The following is a 15,330-nucleotide window of genomic DNA, read 5'->3' as shown; positions in this document are numbered from 1 at the left end:
AACTCCATGGGGGCTTTAATATATTATATTGAAGATGCCACTGTTTAGTTGAATATTAGGTATATGCTCTTTTTTGAAATTTATCGGTGGCAGCCGTTAGTATTCGCTGTCCCCATTGCAAGCTCCTGGTGGTAACCACTGAATCCTCCATACTTGAACTGACTTTTTATCCTCCGACTTTCATCCTGTTCTGACTCCACCTTTTGTTTTCTGCTCTACACTATCTACAGACCAATCATAAAGGCACATACGATCATGGCAGAATTTCCCGCCAGCTTACTGATTCTTAATGGCAAAAGTACTGACAATCTACCCTTGCGCGAAGCAATTATGCTGTTGCGTGAGGAAGGAATGACGATCCATGTGCGGGTCACCTGGGAGAAAGGCGATGCCGCACGATATGTAGAGGAGGCCCGGAAGTTGGGCGTCGCAACGGTGATTGCCGGTGGTGGCGATGGCACCATTAATGAAGTTTCTACGGCGTTGATTCAGTGTGAGGGGGATGACATACCCGCGCTGGGAATTTTGCCATTAGGAACCGCCAATGATTTTGCCACCAGTGTAGGGATTCCTGAGGCACTGGATAAGGCGCTGAAACTGGCAATTGCCGGTGACGCCATTGCGATAGATATGGCGCAGGTCAACAAACAAACCTGTTTTATTAATATGGCGACAGGCGGATTTGGGACGCGTATTACCACAGAAACGCCGGAAAAATTAAAAGCCGCGCTGGGTAGCGTCTCTTACATCATTCATGGCTTAATGCGTATGGATACTCTGCAACCGGACCGTTGTGAAATCCGCGGTGAAAACTTTCACTGGCAAGGTGACGCCCTGGTCATTGGTATTGGTAACGGGCGTCAGGCCGGTGGCGGTCAGCAATTGTGTCCGAACGCGTTAATTAACGATGGCTTGCTGCAACTGCGCATTTTTACCGGCGATGAAATACTTCCGGCTCTCGTATCAACCTTAAAATCTGACGAAGATAACCCGAATATTATCGAAGGCGCTTCGTCGTGGTTTGATATTCAGGCACCACACGACATCACCTTTAATCTTGATGGCGAACCGTTGAGTGGGCAAAATTTTCATATTGAAATACTTCCGGCAGCGTTGCGTTGTCGATTACCACCAGATTGTCCACTGTTGCGTTAATCAAACTATTCTCTCTTGAACCAGGGAGAATCCGTAATGCCGGATGCGGTGTAAACACCTTATCCGGCATACAGAACAATACTACACCGTAATTAATTTTACCCGCGTCTTCTGCAATGCCAGTTTATCCACCTCTGACACAGCATCATCGGTAATAATAATGTCAATTTTTTCGATTGGTAGTACCTGATTAAAACCGCGACGGTTAAATTTCGATGAATCGAGAACGGCAATCACTTTATTAGCGGCTGTGACCATCGCACCGCTAATAGAATAACCTTCATTAAAGGTCGTAATACCATTAACCGCATCAATACCATCAGCACCGACAAACATTAAATCGGCATTAATATCCTGTAATGAACGCTCGGCAATGGAACCATGCATCGAGCGCGTTTTATGGCGGACCGTGCCACCACAGACGACCAGAGTAATGTCTTTATTTTCGGAAAGGGCAAACGCTGCCGGGAGACTGTTGGTAATCACCGTGATATTTTTGGCGGTCATTAATCCTTCGGCGATAAGCATTGTCGTACTTCCGCTGTCGAGAATAACGGTCATCCCTTCGTGGATCATTTTGACTGCCGCCTGCGCTATTCTGTTTTTTGGCGCGCTGGCGAGCTGAAATCGCTCTTTAAACCCGACTTCCTGGGTCTCGGTTTCACTATTACCAGACATTATTTTCGCCGCACCGCCATGAAAGCGCGTAACCACGCCTTTTTGTTCGAGAAAGCGCAAATCGGCACGGATTGTCGCTTCCGAGGCAGCAAATACTCCCGCCAGATCCTGAACAAGCACGGTTCCCTGTTCATTCACTAATTGGATGATCTTATTCCTTCGCTCGAATGAATTCATCGTCATTTACCCATATTCAATTGTGGCTAGTGTAAACGAAGGGGGACCATTGGTGAATGATCTGTTTTGCACAATACCGGGCCAGCATCACGCTGGCCCGCGGTTTCAGGGAATGAGCAACACTTTGCCCGGCATAGCATTACGAGCGATGTCACGCACCGCCTGGGCGAAGCTTTCAAAGCTTCCACGGTGAGCGATTAATGGCTCCAGGCTTAACTTACGTTCTGTCAGCAACCGGCTCGCCGTTTCCCACTCCTGCCCCGGCCAAGGGCTGGAGTAGTTCATCCAACTGCCGATAACCGTCAGCTCTTTACGCAATATTTTGCCAAACGTTGCCGATGTTAAATGCAGATCCTGATGCAACGTGCCCACCAGCGCCAGTTGGGCATGAGGACCGGCAATCTCTACCGCCAGTTCGACAGTTTGCGGTACGCCAGCCGTCTCGAGGATAAGCTGATTAAAGCGCAGTTCGCGTAAAACGCTCTGCATTTGCGGCGCGCTCATTTCGCTACTGTTAAATGTTTGCATCGCACCGAAAGATTTTGCCAGTGCCAGTTTTTCTGAACTAATGTCGATCGCCGTCACACTCTTTGCTCCCAGCGCGACAGCGGGTAATGACTCCAACTTATTGATAGTGTTTTATGTTCAGATAATGCCCGATGACTTTGTCATGCAGCTCCACCGATTTTGAGAACGACAGCGACTTCCGTCCCAGCCGTGCCAGGTGCTGCCTCAGATTCAGGTTATGCCGCTCAATTCGCTGCGTATATCGCTTGCTGATTACGTGCAGCTTTCCCTTCAGGCGGGATTCATACAGCGGCCAGCCATCCGTCATCCATATCACCACGTCAAAGGGTGACAGCAGGCTCATAAGACGCCCCAGCGTCGCCATAGTGCGTTCACCGAATACGTGCGCAACAACCGTCTTCCGGAGCCTGTCATACGCGTAAAACAGCCAGCGCTGGCGCGATTTAGCCCCGACATAGCCCCACTGTTCGTCCATTTCCGCGCAGACGATGACGTCACTGCCCGGCTGTATGCGCGAGGTTACCGACTGCGGCCTGAGTTTTTTAAGTGACGTAAAATCGTGTTGAGGCCAACGCCCATAATGCGGGCTGTTGCCCGGCATCCAACGCCATTCATGGCCATATCAATGATTTTCTGGTGCGTACCGGGTTGAGAAGCGGTGTAAGTGAACTGCAGTTGCCATGTTTTACGGCAGTGAGAGCAGAGATAGCGCTGATGTCCGGCGGTGCTTTTGCCGTTACGCACCACCCCGTCAGTAGCTGAACAGGAGGGACAGCTGATAGAAACAGAAGCCACTGGAGCACCTCAAAAACACCATCATACACTAAATCAGTAAGTTGGCAGCATCACCCTTTATTTGTTGGCCTTAACAGATAAATGGCTGACGACTTAGCATGAATCGCCTCACAATGCGGTATTGCAATAGCGTGCTGCTCAAGCATTATCCCGATAGGGAATTCTGCTTCTCTGGCAATTAATGCCTGTGGCCAGGTATCATGAACCACACCTTTGGCGAGCATCTCATTACCGATATGGGTTAAAACTTCGCTACGATCGACAAAAGAAATTCCGCTACGAACAAACAGGTTAGTCATATACCGTCCTTATTCCGCACAGCCGTAGCGATAGGCGCGCAAAACATCATAAATTTTATCCATAATCAGCTGATGCGGTATTGCTGATAATTCCCCGGACTGAATGCGTTCAAATTGTTTGGGAAGATACTGACTAATCATGCCCAGTGGGATGTCCACGCCTTCAAGATTCACCATCATCGTATCGACGCTATTTTTAATCCGACTATGCGGCCAGTAATAACGAATACGATCCGACAGGCTGTAACGAATATCCAGTAATGAATCGTTAAAACCCGTAAGATAATATTTTTTCCAGTATTGCGGTTCGTCGAGCATCACTTCTTCAATTACCGCCAGGCAACCGCTGCGATTTTCAGGGGCGATAAGTTCCTGCTCAATTTGTGCCAGTGCAAATATCGCCTCGCGTAAAGCAAAGGTTAATGCGGGACCGACTTTCAATATTGCAAAGTGATCGCGGACTAATTCCCAATAAGCCGTCCGGGTCTGGTAATCGGTAGAATGTGCTTCATAAACCATTCGGGTGTTTTCTATCCATTGCGCCAGCGGCTGCGCTTCCTGCGGCTGATAATGGATAATATTGCTGTGATCAAATTCCACACCCGGCTGCACCACGATGGCAATCACACGTGTTAACGCCTCTGTCAGCCCACGGGCAATAAAGGCCTTTTGATGCGTACGTAAAGTATTGGCGGCATCTTCAACATGGGTGATGTGTACTGACTGAATGGCGCTGGCCTCACCGCCCGGAACCGGAACTTCGGTGCCAATGACATAGCTCAGTTGCTCACGCTGGCAATCTGTCGCCACACTTTCCGCAGCAAAGCAAAGCACAGCAGCTCGTTCCGCAACCGTTTCTGGTGCTAACGGTATGGGATCCCCCGCGCAGGACATTGACGCATCAAGATGAATTTTACTGAAGCCGGCACGAACATATTCCTTTACCAGCTCGACGGATTTTTCCATCGCCGCATCCGCATTTTCTTGCTGCCAGCAGTTTGGCCCCAGATGATCGCCGCCGAGAATAATGCGTTCGCGTGCAAACCCAACTTTATCGGCAATCGTAAAAACAAATTCGCGAAAGTCTGCCGGTGTCATTCCGGTATAACCGCCAAATTGATTGACCTGGTTTGACGTTGCTTCAATCAGCACTTTGCGCGTGCTGTTGCGATCAAATGCCAGCGCCGCTTCGATAACCAACGGATGGGCAGAACAGACTGAACATATGCCGATATGTTCACCAGCTTTATGCCGGGCAATTAACGTTTTCATGTTTTTTCCTTGTTAAATGGCAGGTGCGTTATGCCCTGCCCTCGCAGCCACAATCGGCAATCACTTTGCTCACCACATCGCGCATTGCGGATTTAGCCGACTGCAAATAATCCCGGGGATCGGTCGCTTCAGGGTGCTCGGTCAGGTAATTTTTTAACGCCTGCGAGAAGGCATTTTTCAGCTCCGTTGCAACGTTGATTTTGCATATCCCCAGTTTGATGGTTTGCTGAATATCCTTAGTCGATAACCCTGACGCGCCATGCAGCACCAGCGGTAAGTTCACCCACTGGCGAATGTTCTCCAGTCTAGAAAAATCAAGCGCCGGTGCGCTGGCATACATCCCATGAGCCGTGCCGATGGCGACCGCCAGGGAATCAATTCCGGTTGCCTCGGCAAATTCACGCGCCTGAGCGGGGTTGGTGTACAACGCATCGGCTTCATTGACTTGCACATCATCTTCCTGGCCGCCAAGTTGCCCCAGCTCCGCCTCGACGCTGACATCAAAGCGATGGCAAAAATCCACCACCTCTTTGACCCGTGAAATATTTTGCGCAAAAGGCAAATGCGAGGCGTCAATCATGACTGAGCGCACGCCAGAACGAACCTTCTGAGCGATATCGTCAAATTTCGTGTGATGGTCGAGATGAATTGCCAGTGGATGGTGATATTGCTTCGCCATCGCGCTGACCAGCGCCAACAGATTTTCTGTACCAGCATGAGTAAATGTGCCAGGCGTTCCGGCGATGATGACCGGCGCATGCAGGTTGGCAGCGGTTTCTACCACCACTTGCATCGTTTCGAGATTGTGAATATTGAATGCCGGAACCGCATAACCGCCGCGCTGTGCGTTGTTCAGCATCTGCTTTGTCGATACCACGTACATTTTCATATCCTGTCGTTTGTTTTCGATTTCAAAATATAATGAAATTATTTGTTTTTAAATATCGAGATAACGATCACAAAAACGACAATATGAAAATTGTTCGAGGAGTGAAAGGCAAAAAAACGGCCTCCCGATAGGGAAGCCGTAGCAAAGTGCGCGTGTTTTTATGCCGGATGCGGTGTAAACATACGTGGCAGTGCTATGTAGGCATGATAAGACGCTTCAGCGTCGCATCAGGCATAGGTTGCCGGATGCAGCGTAAACGCCTTATCCGTCCTACGGGGTGGTGTTGTTCGTATAAGGCGTATCAGGCGATAGTAATTTTGCTATCGAGATAAACGTCCTGCACGGCGTTAATCAGTTTCACGCCGTCAGCCATCGATTTCTTGAACGCTTTACGTCCAAGAATCAGCCCCATTCCGCCAGCGCGTTTGTTGATAACCGCAGTACGCACTGCATCACTGAGGTCAGTTTCACCGCCCGCAGCACCGCCGGAGTTTATCAACCCAGCCCGGCCCATATAGCAGTTAGCTAACTGATAACGCACCAGATCAATCGGGTTTTCGCTGGTTAACTTGCTGTACACGCGATCGTCGGTATAACCGTAATTAATCGCTTTATAACCGCCGTTATTTTCCGCCATTTTCTGTTTGACGATGTCCGCGCCAATGGTCGCCGCCAGATGGTTCGCCTGACCAGTCAGGTCGGCGGAAACATGGTAATCAACGCCATCTTTCTTAAAGGCGGAGTTACGCAAATAGGCCCACAGCACTGTCACCATGCCCAGCTCGTGCGCACGTTCAAAAGCCGCAGAAATTTCTTCAATCTGGCGACGTGACTCTTCCGAGCCAAAATAGATAGTCGCACCAACCGCAACCGCGCCCATGTTGAACGCCTGCTCCACGCTGGCATACAGTGTTTGATCGTAGGTATTCGGGTAACTTAGCGTCTCGTTGTGATTAAGTTTGACGAGGAATGGAATGCGATGCGCATAACGCCGCGATACCGACGCCAGCACGCCGTAAGTTGACGCCACACAGTTACAGCCCGCTTCGATCGCCAGTTCAACAATGTTTTTCGGGTCAAAGTAGAGCGGGTTAGCAGCAAATGAAGCTCCGGCAGAGTGCTCAACGCCCTGGTCAACCGGCAGAATAGAAAGATATCCTGTGCCAGCCAGACGCCCGGTGTTGTACAACGTCTGCATATTACGTAACACCGCAGGCGGGCGATTATTGTCAATCATCACGCGGTCTACGTAGTCATGTCCGGGGAGATAAAGCTGGTCAGAAGGAATAGTCATACAACGGTGCTGTAAAAGGTTGTCGGCGTCTTTGCCAAGCAACTGCGCAATATCTGTCATTACTATGCTCCCGTAAATTCCGATTGGATATCGGCTATGGATTTTCCTGGCCCGCCTTTTGCGGGCAATCATAATCCTGGTCGTTACGGGCGAGTTTTTCCATCTTTTGGATGTTTTTTCAGCGTTTTCTGTTGGCTCGATTCATCAGAAAAAATGTTAGCGCGGTCAAGTTTTCACCGCAAAGGTATTTAAAAGGTATTATTAAGTGGTATTGTCATCGCGTACCTTACATTACCTGTCATGAAGGAATTAAAAGATGAAAACAACAGCAAAGCTGTCGTTCATGATGTTTGTTGAATGGTTTATCTGGGGCGCGTGGTTTGTGCCATTGTGGTTGTGGTTAAGTAAAAGCGGTTTTAGTGCCGGAGAAATTGGCTGGTCGTATGCCTGTACCGCCATTGCGGCGATCCTGTCGCCAATTCTGGTTGGCTCCATCACTGACCGCTTTTTCTCGGCGCAGAAAGTGCTGGCGGTATTGATGTTCGCAGGCGCGCTGCTGATGTATTTCGCTGCGCAACAGACCACTTTTGCCGGGTTCTTCCCGTTACTGCTGGCCTACTCGCTAACCTATATGCCGACCATTGCGCTGACTAACAGCATCGCTTTTGCCAACGTGCCGGATGTTGAGCGTGATTTCCCGCGCATTCGTGTGATGGGCACTATCGGCTGGATTGCCTCCGGTCTGGCATGTGGTTTCTTGCCGCAAATACTGGGGTATGCCGATATCTCACCGACTAACATCCCGCTGCTGATTACCGCCGGAAGTTCTGCTCTGCTCGGTGTGTTTGCGTTTTTCCTGCCCGACACGCCACCAAAAAGCACCGGCAAAATGGATATTAAAGTCATGCTCGGCCTGGATGCGCTGATCCTGCTGCGCGATAAAAACTTCCTCGTCTTTTTCTTCTGTTCATTCCTGTTTGCGATGCCACTAGCGTTCTATTACATCTTTGCCAACGGTTATCTGACCGAAGTTGGCATGAAAAACGCCACCGGCTGGATGACGCTCGGCCAGTTCTCTGAAATCTTCTTTATGCTGGCATTGCCGTTTTTCACTAAACGCTTTGGTATCAAAAAGGTATTATTGCTTGGTCTGGTCACCGCTGCGATCCGCTATGGCTTCTTTATTTACGGTAGTGCGGATGAATATTTCACCTACGCGTTACTGTTCCTCGGTATTTTGCTTCACGGCGTAAGTTACGATTTTTACTACGTTACCGCTTACATCTATGTCGATAAAAAAGCCCCCGTGCATATGCGTACCGCTGCGCAGGGGCTGATCACGCTCTGCTGCCAGGGCTTCGGCAGTTTGCTCGGCTATCGTCTTGGCGGTGTGATGATGGAAAAGATGTTCGCTTATCAGGAACCGGTAAACGGACTGACTTTCAACTGGTCCGGGATGTGGACTTTCGGCGCGGTGATGATTGCCATTATCGCCGTGCTGTTCATGATTTTTTTCCGCGAATCCGACAACGAAATTACGGCTATCAAGGTCGATGATCGCGATATTGCGTTGACACAAGGGGAAGTTAAATGAAAACAGAACGTATTCTCGGTGCTCTTTATGGGCAGGCGTTAGGGGATGCGATGGGGATGCCCTCCGAGCTTTGGCCACGCAGCCGCGTTAAAGCACACTTTGGCTGGATTGACCGTTTTCTTCCTGGACCAAAGGAGAATAACGCGGCCTGTTATTTTAACCGCGCCGAATTCACCGACGATACCTCGATGGCGCTGTGTCTGGCGGATGCGTTACTGGAACGTGAAGGCAAGATCGATCCGGATCTGATTGGGCGTAATATTCTCGACTGGGCGCTGCGTTTCGACGCCTTTAACAAAAACGTACTAGGTCCGACCTCGAAGATTGCGCTTAACGCCATTCGCGACGGTAAACCCGTTGCTGAACTGGAAAACAACGGCGTGACCAACGGCGCAGCGATGCGCGTCTCGCCATTAGGTTGTTTGCTTCCGGCGCGTGATGTTGATTCCTTTATTGATGATGTAGCGCTGGCGTCCAGCCCGACCCATAAATCCGATCTGGCGGTTGCAGGCGCGGTAGTCATCGCATGGGCGATTTCTCGTGCCATTGACGGAGAAAGCTGGTCAGCGATTGTTGATTCCCTGCCTTCAATTGCGCGACATGCACAGCAAAAACGCATCACTACGTTCAGCGCCTCACTGGCGGCGCGGCTGGAGATTGCGCTGAAAATTGTGCGCAATGCCGACGGCACCGAATCCGCCAGCGAACAGCTTTACCAGGTCGTTGGCGCAGGTACCAGCACTATTGAGTCCGTTCCGTGCGCCATTGCGCTGGTTGAACTGGCACAAACCGACCCGAATCGCTGCGCCGTCCTGTGCGCTAACCTTGGCGGCGACACAGACACCATCGGCGCTATGGCGACGGCGATTTGCGGCGCGTTGCATGGCGTTAACGCTATCGATCCTGCATTAAAGGCGGAACTGGATGCGGTAAATCAGCTTGATTTCAACCGCTATGCCACAGCGCTGGCGAAATATCGTCAACAACGGGAGGCGGTATGAGCGACGCTCGATTACACACGCTGCTGCCTGAATTAACCTCGCGTCAGCCGGTGATGGTCGTCGGCGCGGCGGTCATTGATGTGATCGCCGACGCTTATGCCCTCCCCTGGCGTGGGTGCGATATCGAACTGAAGCAGCAGAGCGTTAACGTTGGCGGCTGCGCACTGAATATTGCCGTGGCGTTAAAGCGCCTCGGCATCGAAGCGGGTAACGCCTTGCCGCTCGGTCAGGGCGTGTGGGCGGAGATTATTCGCAACCGGATGGCAAAAGAGGGCTTAATCAGCCTGATCGATAACGCCGAAGGTGATAACGGCTGGTGTCTGGCGCTGGTTGAGCCGGATGGCGAACGCACTTTTATGTCATTCAGCGGTGTGGAAAATCAGTGGAATCGCCAGTGGCTGGCGCGATTAACCGTTGCGCCTGGCAGCCTGCTCTATTTTTCCGGTTATCAACTGGCCTCGCCCTGCGGCGAATTGTTAGTGGAATGGCTGGAAAAGCTGCAAGACGTGACGCCGTTTATCGATTTTGGCCCACGTATTGGCGATATCCCGGACGCATTACTGGCGCGGATCATGGCCTGTCGACCTTTAGTGTCACTCAATCGTCAAGAGGCTGAGATTGCCGCCGAACGTTTTGCTTTATCCGCAGAGATAACAACACTTGGCAAGCAATGGCAGGAGAAATTTGCCGCGCCGTTGATCATTCGTCTCGATAAAGAGGGCGCATGGTATTTCAGCAACGACGCTTCTGGCTGCATTCCGGCATTTCCCACGCAAGTTGTAGACACTATTGGGGCGGGCGACAGTCATGCAGGTGGCGTACTTGCCGGGCTGGCCTCTGGTCTGCCACTGGCGGATGCCGTATTACTGGGCAATGCAGTGGCGTCGTGGGTTGTCGGGCATCGCGGCGGTGATTGTGCGCCAACGCGCGAGGAACTACTCCTCGCACACAAAAACGTATAGATCGCTGCGACAGTGGCTAATGCTGTACTCAATAGGCCGTTGCTGTTGGTCAAGCGCCACTTGCTTGATCACCAGCACCGGTATTTTGCTATCTAACTGAATATGTGACTGAAACTCGGCATCCGGCATCCGGGCGCTAACGCGGGAACGCGTACGTTGTGGGTAAATGTGCTGGCTGCGGAAATAGTCATAAAGTGAAATCCCGATGGCATCAACATCATGAATTAAATGCGCCGGAACCCACGATTCCTCAATCGATACCGCTTCTTCATCGACATAGCGAATACGCTTAAGCAAAAAGACATCACTTCCTGCTTCGACCGCCAGCTGCTGCGCGACTTCTTCGGGACATTTCACGACACGCTTGTTAACCCATAGCGTATCGGGCTTTTTCCCGCGCAATACCACCTGCTGAGAAAAACCTCGCGCTTCTTTCAACGAGTATTCGAAGATGTTGTTGATCTGCGTGCCGTAACCGCGCGAACGCGTCACCACACCCTCTTCTTCCAGCGCCTGCATCGCCTTGCGCACCGTAATGCGCGAAACGCCGGTTAACTGACTTAAATCACGCTCACCGGGCAAAATATTGCCATGCTCCAGCACCCCGCTGCGCACGGCATTTTTTACCGTTTCGGCAAACTTAATATAAAGCGGCGTGTTATCCGCCGCTAAAATACGTTCGTTCAGTTGGGCAATCAGCTGGGTATGCGCTTGTTCCATTTGTCTTTTTCCTGCCAGGGAGTCTGGTGGGAGTATATCACTGCTTCTTATTTAAGGCGTTTCTTTAATCCCATCAACGAATCCCTGCAACTCCTCCACCGTGCCATTAAACACATTAAAATCCACCGGACCATTGATGCCATCTACCTGTCCACGGTCGGAATGCTGCCAGAAGCGCCAGGCCATGCCGTCATTGTCCGGACGACGTTGATAGTAGTGAGCCACCCACCACGGATATTCATTGAAATAGCCCGCCAGATTCGTGTGATAAAAAACGGCTCCTGAGTAAATAATCTGCTTTTTCCCCGTACTTTTTTCGACCATTTTTAGCCACTGACTTACCCTCTTGCGTAATTCTTTTGCCGATAATTTTCCTCGCTCTTCTACGTCCAGTACCGCAGGGAAATCGCCTTGTGAGAAATCTACCGTTTGCAGAAATAATCGCACCTGAACCGGTGCTGCTACCGACGGGGAGAAATAATGATATGCCCCGCGCAGCAGGCCATTTTCGCGGCTTAGTTGCCAGTTACGCGAAAAATAGGGGTCCACCAGCTTTTCTCCTTCCGTCGCCTTAATAAAAGCAAACTGTAAGCGGATACCGTTGTCGCGCATTTTTGCCACCCGCTGCCAGTCGATCCGCTCCTGCCAGCGCGAAACATCTATTCCGTGAATGGTGTAACTGGCAGGAATGCGAATAGCGAAAGATTTAACCGGGCGATAACCGTAGAAGTGGATGTAGTCTGTAATCTGAACTGCTGTCGAATAGAAAAAATTCACCGTCTGACGCGGATAAATTGCAACGATGGAAATTAGCCCAAGAGCGCATAATAGAGAGGTGAGTTTTTTTCGACTGGTAATTCTTAGCTGCATTGGTTTCATCCCTGAATGTCAGTGCCAAAGGCTGACAATAACCAAAGCAGCTATAGTACGGTGCTCACCACCAGGCGTGGAAGTGGTGAACCGGACCAATACCGTGACCAACTTCCAGCGTGTCGGCCTGGGCTAACGCCGATGAAAGCCAGCTTTTTGCCTCCTGTACGGTGTCAGCCCAGTTTGTATGGCGCGGGCGTAGTGCAGCCAACGCCGCAGAGAGTGTACAACCAGTGCCGTGGGTGTTTTTGGTCATAATGCGCGGTGCGGTAAACCGTTGTTCACCCTCGCGGGTAAACAGCCAGTCCGGGCTTTGCTCATCATCCAGATGACCACCTTTCATTAGCACTGCGCCACAGCCCATCGCCAACAGCGATCGCCCTTGTTCCAGCATTTCCTGTTCGGTGCGCGCGTGTGGCGCGTCGAGCAAGGCGGCAGCTTCGGGCAAGTTTGGCGTTATTAATGAAACCTGTGGCAATAATCGACTGCGCAGCGTAGCAACCGCCGAAGGTGAAAGCAGCGGGTCGCCGCTTTTTGCCAGCATAACGGTGTCGAGTACCACGTTTTGGATCTGATAACGTTGCAACCGTTCTGCCACCGCTTCAACAATATCGGTTTCCGCCAGCATACCGATTTTAGTGGTATCGATTCGCACATCGCTGAACACCGAATCGAGCTGGGCGGCGACAAAATCAGGCTCAATGCGATACACCGACTGTACGCCACGGGTATTTTGCGCCACCAGTGCAGTAATAACTGAGCAACCATAAGCGCCAAGTGCCGAGAAGGTTTTAAGATCGGCCTGAATCCCCGCACCACCACTCGGATCAGTACCGGCAATCGTCAGAGCGTTAATTCGTTTCATGCCTGCACCTCCTGCGTCAATTGCCAGAGCGCATCAAGGAAATGTGGAACAAAACTGCCTGGCCCCTCGCTTCTGGCGACTGCGCGTTCTCCGGCTTGTTTCATCCAGTGACAGGCAGATGCGACATTTTCCAGCGTATCGCCTGGTAACGCACAGCAGGCAGCGACAACCGCCGATAATGCACAGCCAGTTCCTACCACTTTGGTCATTAACGGATCACCACCGTGAATACCAATGATACGATGTCCATCGGTAACATAATCCATCTCGCCAGTGACCACGACGATTGCGCCAGTTTCCCGTGCCAGTGTTTGTGCAGCGGGTATCGCGTTAGCTGCGGCGTCAGTGGTATCCACTCCCCGTCCGCCATTAGCAATGCCAGCTAATGCCATGATTTCCGAAGCATTACCACGTATCGCTGCCGGTTTAAAAGATAAAAGTTCATGACAAAAATGGCGGCGATAATCGAGCGCACCCACCGCTACTGGATCAAGCGTCCAGGGTGTTTGAGAGCTTTTTGCTTGCTCAACGGCAGCACGCATCGCCTGAGCGCGTGGCTGCGTCAGTGTGCCAACGTTAATCAACAAGGCACTGGCGATAGCCGCAAACTGACTGGCCTCTTCGGTTTCGATAACCATCGCTGGCAATGCACCGAGCGCCAGCAAGGTATTGGCGGTAAAGGTTTGCACCACATCATTGGTCATGCAGTGCACAAGAGGGGAATGTTGGTGAAAAAGGTGTAACGCGTGCGCAGATTGCGCTGAACCCAGCAGGTCGACTTGCATAGTTTGCTCCTGCCATAACGTGAAGAAGCAATGACCTGGTGGTCCGTGACTTCCCTACGCTGGCATTATCCAGATCAGGTGATACGGGTATTTCTCAGCCTTCACGCAGAAGGGCACCCCGAGTCGTTTGGTTGCGATGATAAATCGCAGAGGAGGATGGTAATGTCCAGCGCACGCGTTGTAAACGAGGAAAAACGGCAGTTTTACAATCGCGTTAATAAATTATTTGATATATGAATCCAGCACCTTCAGAACGACATCCAGATCTTCTTCACGTTTTAGCTCATCCCCCTGGTGAACGATGTGTTCCGTCAGATGACCTTTAATCACTTCCCGCATCAGACCGTTTACCGCGCCACGGATAGCAGCAATCTGTTGTAAAACTGCAGCGCATTCGTGCGGCTCGTCGAGCATTTTCTTGAGCGCCACGACCTGGCCCTGAATCTTACTGGCACGCGCTTTCAGTTTCTGTTTATCACGGATTGTATGAGACATGGCAACACCTGGTTAACAAGAATATGAAAAATCATAGCACTATTAATCTACTGGGGGGTAGTATCAGGTACTGGGGGGGAGTAGAATCAGATTGCCGAATTAATACTAAGAATTATTATCATGACCGAATTTACAACTCTTCTTCAGCAAGGAAACGCCTGGTTCTTCATCCCCAGCGCCATCTTACTTGGTGCGCTTCATGGCCTGGAACCAGGGCACTCAAAAACGATGATGGCGGCGTTTATCATCGCCATCAAAGGCACCATTAAACAAGCGGTGATGCTCGGACTGGCAGCAACTATTTCGCATACCGCAGTGGTCTGGTTAATTGCCTTTGGCGGGATGGTGATCAGCAAGCGCTTTACTGCTCAATCAGCAGAACCGTGGCTCCAGCTGATTTCCGCAGTGATCATTATTAGCACCGCGTTCTGGATGTTCTGGCGTACCTGGCGCGGCGAACGCAACTGGCTGGAGAATATGCACGGGCATGATTATGAGCATCATCATCACGATCACGAACATGGCGAGTATCAGGATGCCCATGCACGAGCCCATGCCAATGACATTAAACGACGCTTTGATGGTAGAGAGGTCACCAACTGGCAAATTTTGTTATTTGGCTTAACCGGTGGCCTTATCCCCTGCCCGGCAGCAATTACCGTGCTGTTGATATGCATTCAGTTGAAAGCCCTGACACTGGGCGCAACACTGGTCGTCAGTTTCAGCATTGGCCTGGCGTTAACGCTTGTCACCGTAGGCGTTGGCGCAGCAATCAGCGTTCAGCAGGTCGCAAAACGCTGGAGCGGATTTAACACTCTCGCTAAACGCGCCCCCTATTTTTCCAGTCTGTTGATTGGCTTAGTCGGTGTGTATATGGGCGTACATGGCTTCATGGGCATAATGCGATAACTCAATCCTTTAGGCTTGCATGTTATCTTCAGCCCAGGATGA

15 protein-coding genes, 2 pseudogenes and 1 riboswitch are annotated in these 15,330 nt (G+C 50.9%); of the genes and pseudogenes, 5 read left to right on the top strand and 12 right to left on the bottom strand.

Features of this window, described 5'->3' with window-relative positions:
- Positions 1-255: 255 nt before the first annotated feature.
- Positions 256-1,155 (top strand): lipid kinase YegS, encoded by a 900-nt coding sequence (gene yegS, locus ACU8XX_RS08635; protein WP_000807356.1) that lies wholly within the window; start codon positions 256-258, stop codon positions 1,153-1,155.
- A gap of 81 nt (positions 1,156-1,236) precedes the next feature.
- Here yegS and ACU8XX_RS08630 read toward each other — a convergent pair whose 3' ends face one another.
- From ACU8XX_RS08630 to fbaB, 7 genes and pseudogenes are all read right to left on the bottom strand, one after another.
- Entirely contained in the window at positions 1,237-2,010 is a 774-nt protein-coding gene (locus ACU8XX_RS08630; protein WP_001295426.1) for a DeoR/GlpR family DNA-binding transcription regulator, read from the bottom strand.
- Between the two features lie 105 nt (positions 2,011-2,115).
- Positions 2,116-2,625, bottom strand: a pseudogene (locus tag ACU8XX_RS08625) (zinc-binding dehydrogenase); the annotation flags it as partial.
- A gap of 10 nt (positions 2,626-2,635) precedes the next feature.
- Positions 2,636-3,333, bottom strand: a protein-coding gene (locus ACU8XX_RS08620) for an IS1-like element IS1A family transposase (RefSeq protein ID WP_103215986.1) whose coding sequence is annotated in 2 segments (ribosomal slippage) — positions 2,636-3,084 and positions 3,084-3,333 — 699 coding nt in all. Because the reading frame shifts where the segments join, the coding sequence is not laid out codon by codon here.
- Positions 3,334-3,389: 56 nt separating this feature from the next.
- Positions 3,390-3,632, bottom strand: a pseudogene (gene gatA, locus ACU8XX_RS08615) (PTS galactitol transporter subunit IIA); the annotation flags it as partial.
- Positions 3,633-3,641: 9 nt separating this feature from the next.
- Positions 3,642-4,904, bottom strand: a complete 1,263-nt coding sequence (gatZ, locus tag ACU8XX_RS08610; RefSeq protein ID WP_446908495.1) for a tagatose-bisphosphate aldolase subunit GatZ — start codon at positions 4,902-4,904, stop codon at positions 3,642-3,644.
- Positions 4,905-4,932: 28 nt separating this feature from the next.
- A complete protein-coding gene (gene gatY / locus ACU8XX_RS08605) occupies positions 4,933-5,787 on the bottom strand; it encodes a tagatose-bisphosphate aldolase subunit GatY (RefSeq protein ID WP_001307281.1) in 855 nt (284 codons plus the stop codon).
- Between the two features lie 307 nt (positions 5,788-6,094).
- On the bottom strand, positions 6,095-7,147 hold the full coding sequence (fbaB, locus tag ACU8XX_RS08600; RefSeq protein WP_000129551.1) for a class I fructose-bisphosphate aldolase: 1,053 nt from the start codon (positions 7,145-7,147) through the stop codon (positions 6,095-6,097).
- Between the two features lie 256 nt (positions 7,148-7,403).
- Here fbaB and ACU8XX_RS08595 point away from each other — a divergent pair, with 256 nt between their 5' ends.
- The 3 genes from ACU8XX_RS08595 to ACU8XX_RS08585 are packed head-to-tail and all read left to right on the top strand — an operon-like array spanning position 7,404 to position 10,644.
- Positions 7,404-8,681, top strand: coding sequence for a nucleoside permease (locus tag ACU8XX_RS08595; RefSeq protein ID WP_000858484.1), 1,278 nt, complete (start codon positions 7,404-7,406; stop codon positions 8,679-8,681).
- On the top strand, positions 8,678-9,682 hold the full coding sequence (locus ACU8XX_RS08590; protein ID WP_000846217.1) for an ADP-ribosylglycohydrolase family protein: 1,005 nt from the start codon (positions 8,678-8,680) through the stop codon (positions 9,680-9,682). The genes ACU8XX_RS08595 and ACU8XX_RS08590 overlap by 4 nt, the downstream gene beginning before the upstream one ends.
- Complete coding sequence (locus tag ACU8XX_RS08585) at positions 9,679-10,644, top strand: carbohydrate kinase family protein (RefSeq protein ID WP_001278248.1); 966 nt, start codon at positions 9,679-9,681, stop codon at positions 10,642-10,644. Before ACU8XX_RS08590 ends, ACU8XX_RS08585 begins: the two co-directional genes overlap by 4 nt.
- Here the strand turns inward: ACU8XX_RS08585 and ACU8XX_RS08580 are convergent.
- The 5 genes from ACU8XX_RS08580 to rcnR all read right to left on the bottom strand — a co-directional run bounded on the left by ACU8XX_RS08580 (position 10,618) and on the right by rcnR (position 14,379).
- Positions 10,618-11,364, bottom strand: a complete 747-nt coding sequence (locus ACU8XX_RS08580; protein WP_000434038.1) for a GntR family transcriptional regulator — start codon at positions 11,362-11,364, stop codon at positions 10,618-10,620. The two genes, ACU8XX_RS08585 and ACU8XX_RS08580, sit on opposite strands and share 27 nt — an antisense overlap.
- A gap of 51 nt (positions 11,365-11,415) precedes the next feature.
- Entirely contained in the window at positions 11,416-12,234 is an 819-nt protein-coding gene (locus tag ACU8XX_RS08575; RefSeq protein WP_240765449.1) for a glycoside hydrolase family 25 protein, read from the bottom strand.
- 64 nt (positions 12,235-12,298) lie between these two features.
- Entirely contained in the window at positions 12,299-13,099 is an 801-nt protein-coding gene (gene thiD, locus ACU8XX_RS08570) for a bifunctional hydroxymethylpyrimidine kinase/phosphomethylpyrimidine kinase (RefSeq protein ID WP_000822274.1), read from the bottom strand.
- Positions 13,096-13,884, bottom strand: a complete 789-nt coding sequence (thiM, locus tag ACU8XX_RS08565) for a hydroxyethylthiazole kinase (RefSeq protein ID WP_112034030.1) — start codon at positions 13,882-13,884, stop codon at positions 13,096-13,098. The genes thiD and thiM overlap by 4 nt, the downstream gene beginning before the upstream one ends.
- 34 nt (positions 13,885-13,918) lie before the next feature.
- A riboswitch (TPP riboswitch) is annotated at positions 13,919-14,015 on the bottom strand.
- Positions 14,016-14,106: 91 nt separating this feature from the next.
- Complete coding sequence (gene rcnR, locus ACU8XX_RS08560; protein ID WP_000019944.1) at positions 14,107-14,379, bottom strand: Ni(II)/Co(II)-binding transcriptional repressor RcnR; 273 nt, start codon at positions 14,377-14,379, stop codon at positions 14,107-14,109.
- 120 nt (positions 14,380-14,499) lie between these two features.
- Between rcnR and rcnA the strand changes: the two genes are divergently transcribed.
- The gene (gene rcnA / locus ACU8XX_RS08555) at positions 14,500-15,288 is read left to right on the top strand and encodes a nickel/cobalt efflux protein RcnA (protein WP_000134634.1); all 789 of its coding nucleotides are present in this window, start codon (positions 14,500-14,502) and stop codon (positions 15,286-15,288) included.
- Positions 15,289-15,330 lie beyond the last annotated feature (42 nt).

This window comes from Escherichia sp. MAL-1 (assembly GCF_052948035.1).
This window is presented reverse-complemented; position numbering and strand designations above follow the sequence as displayed.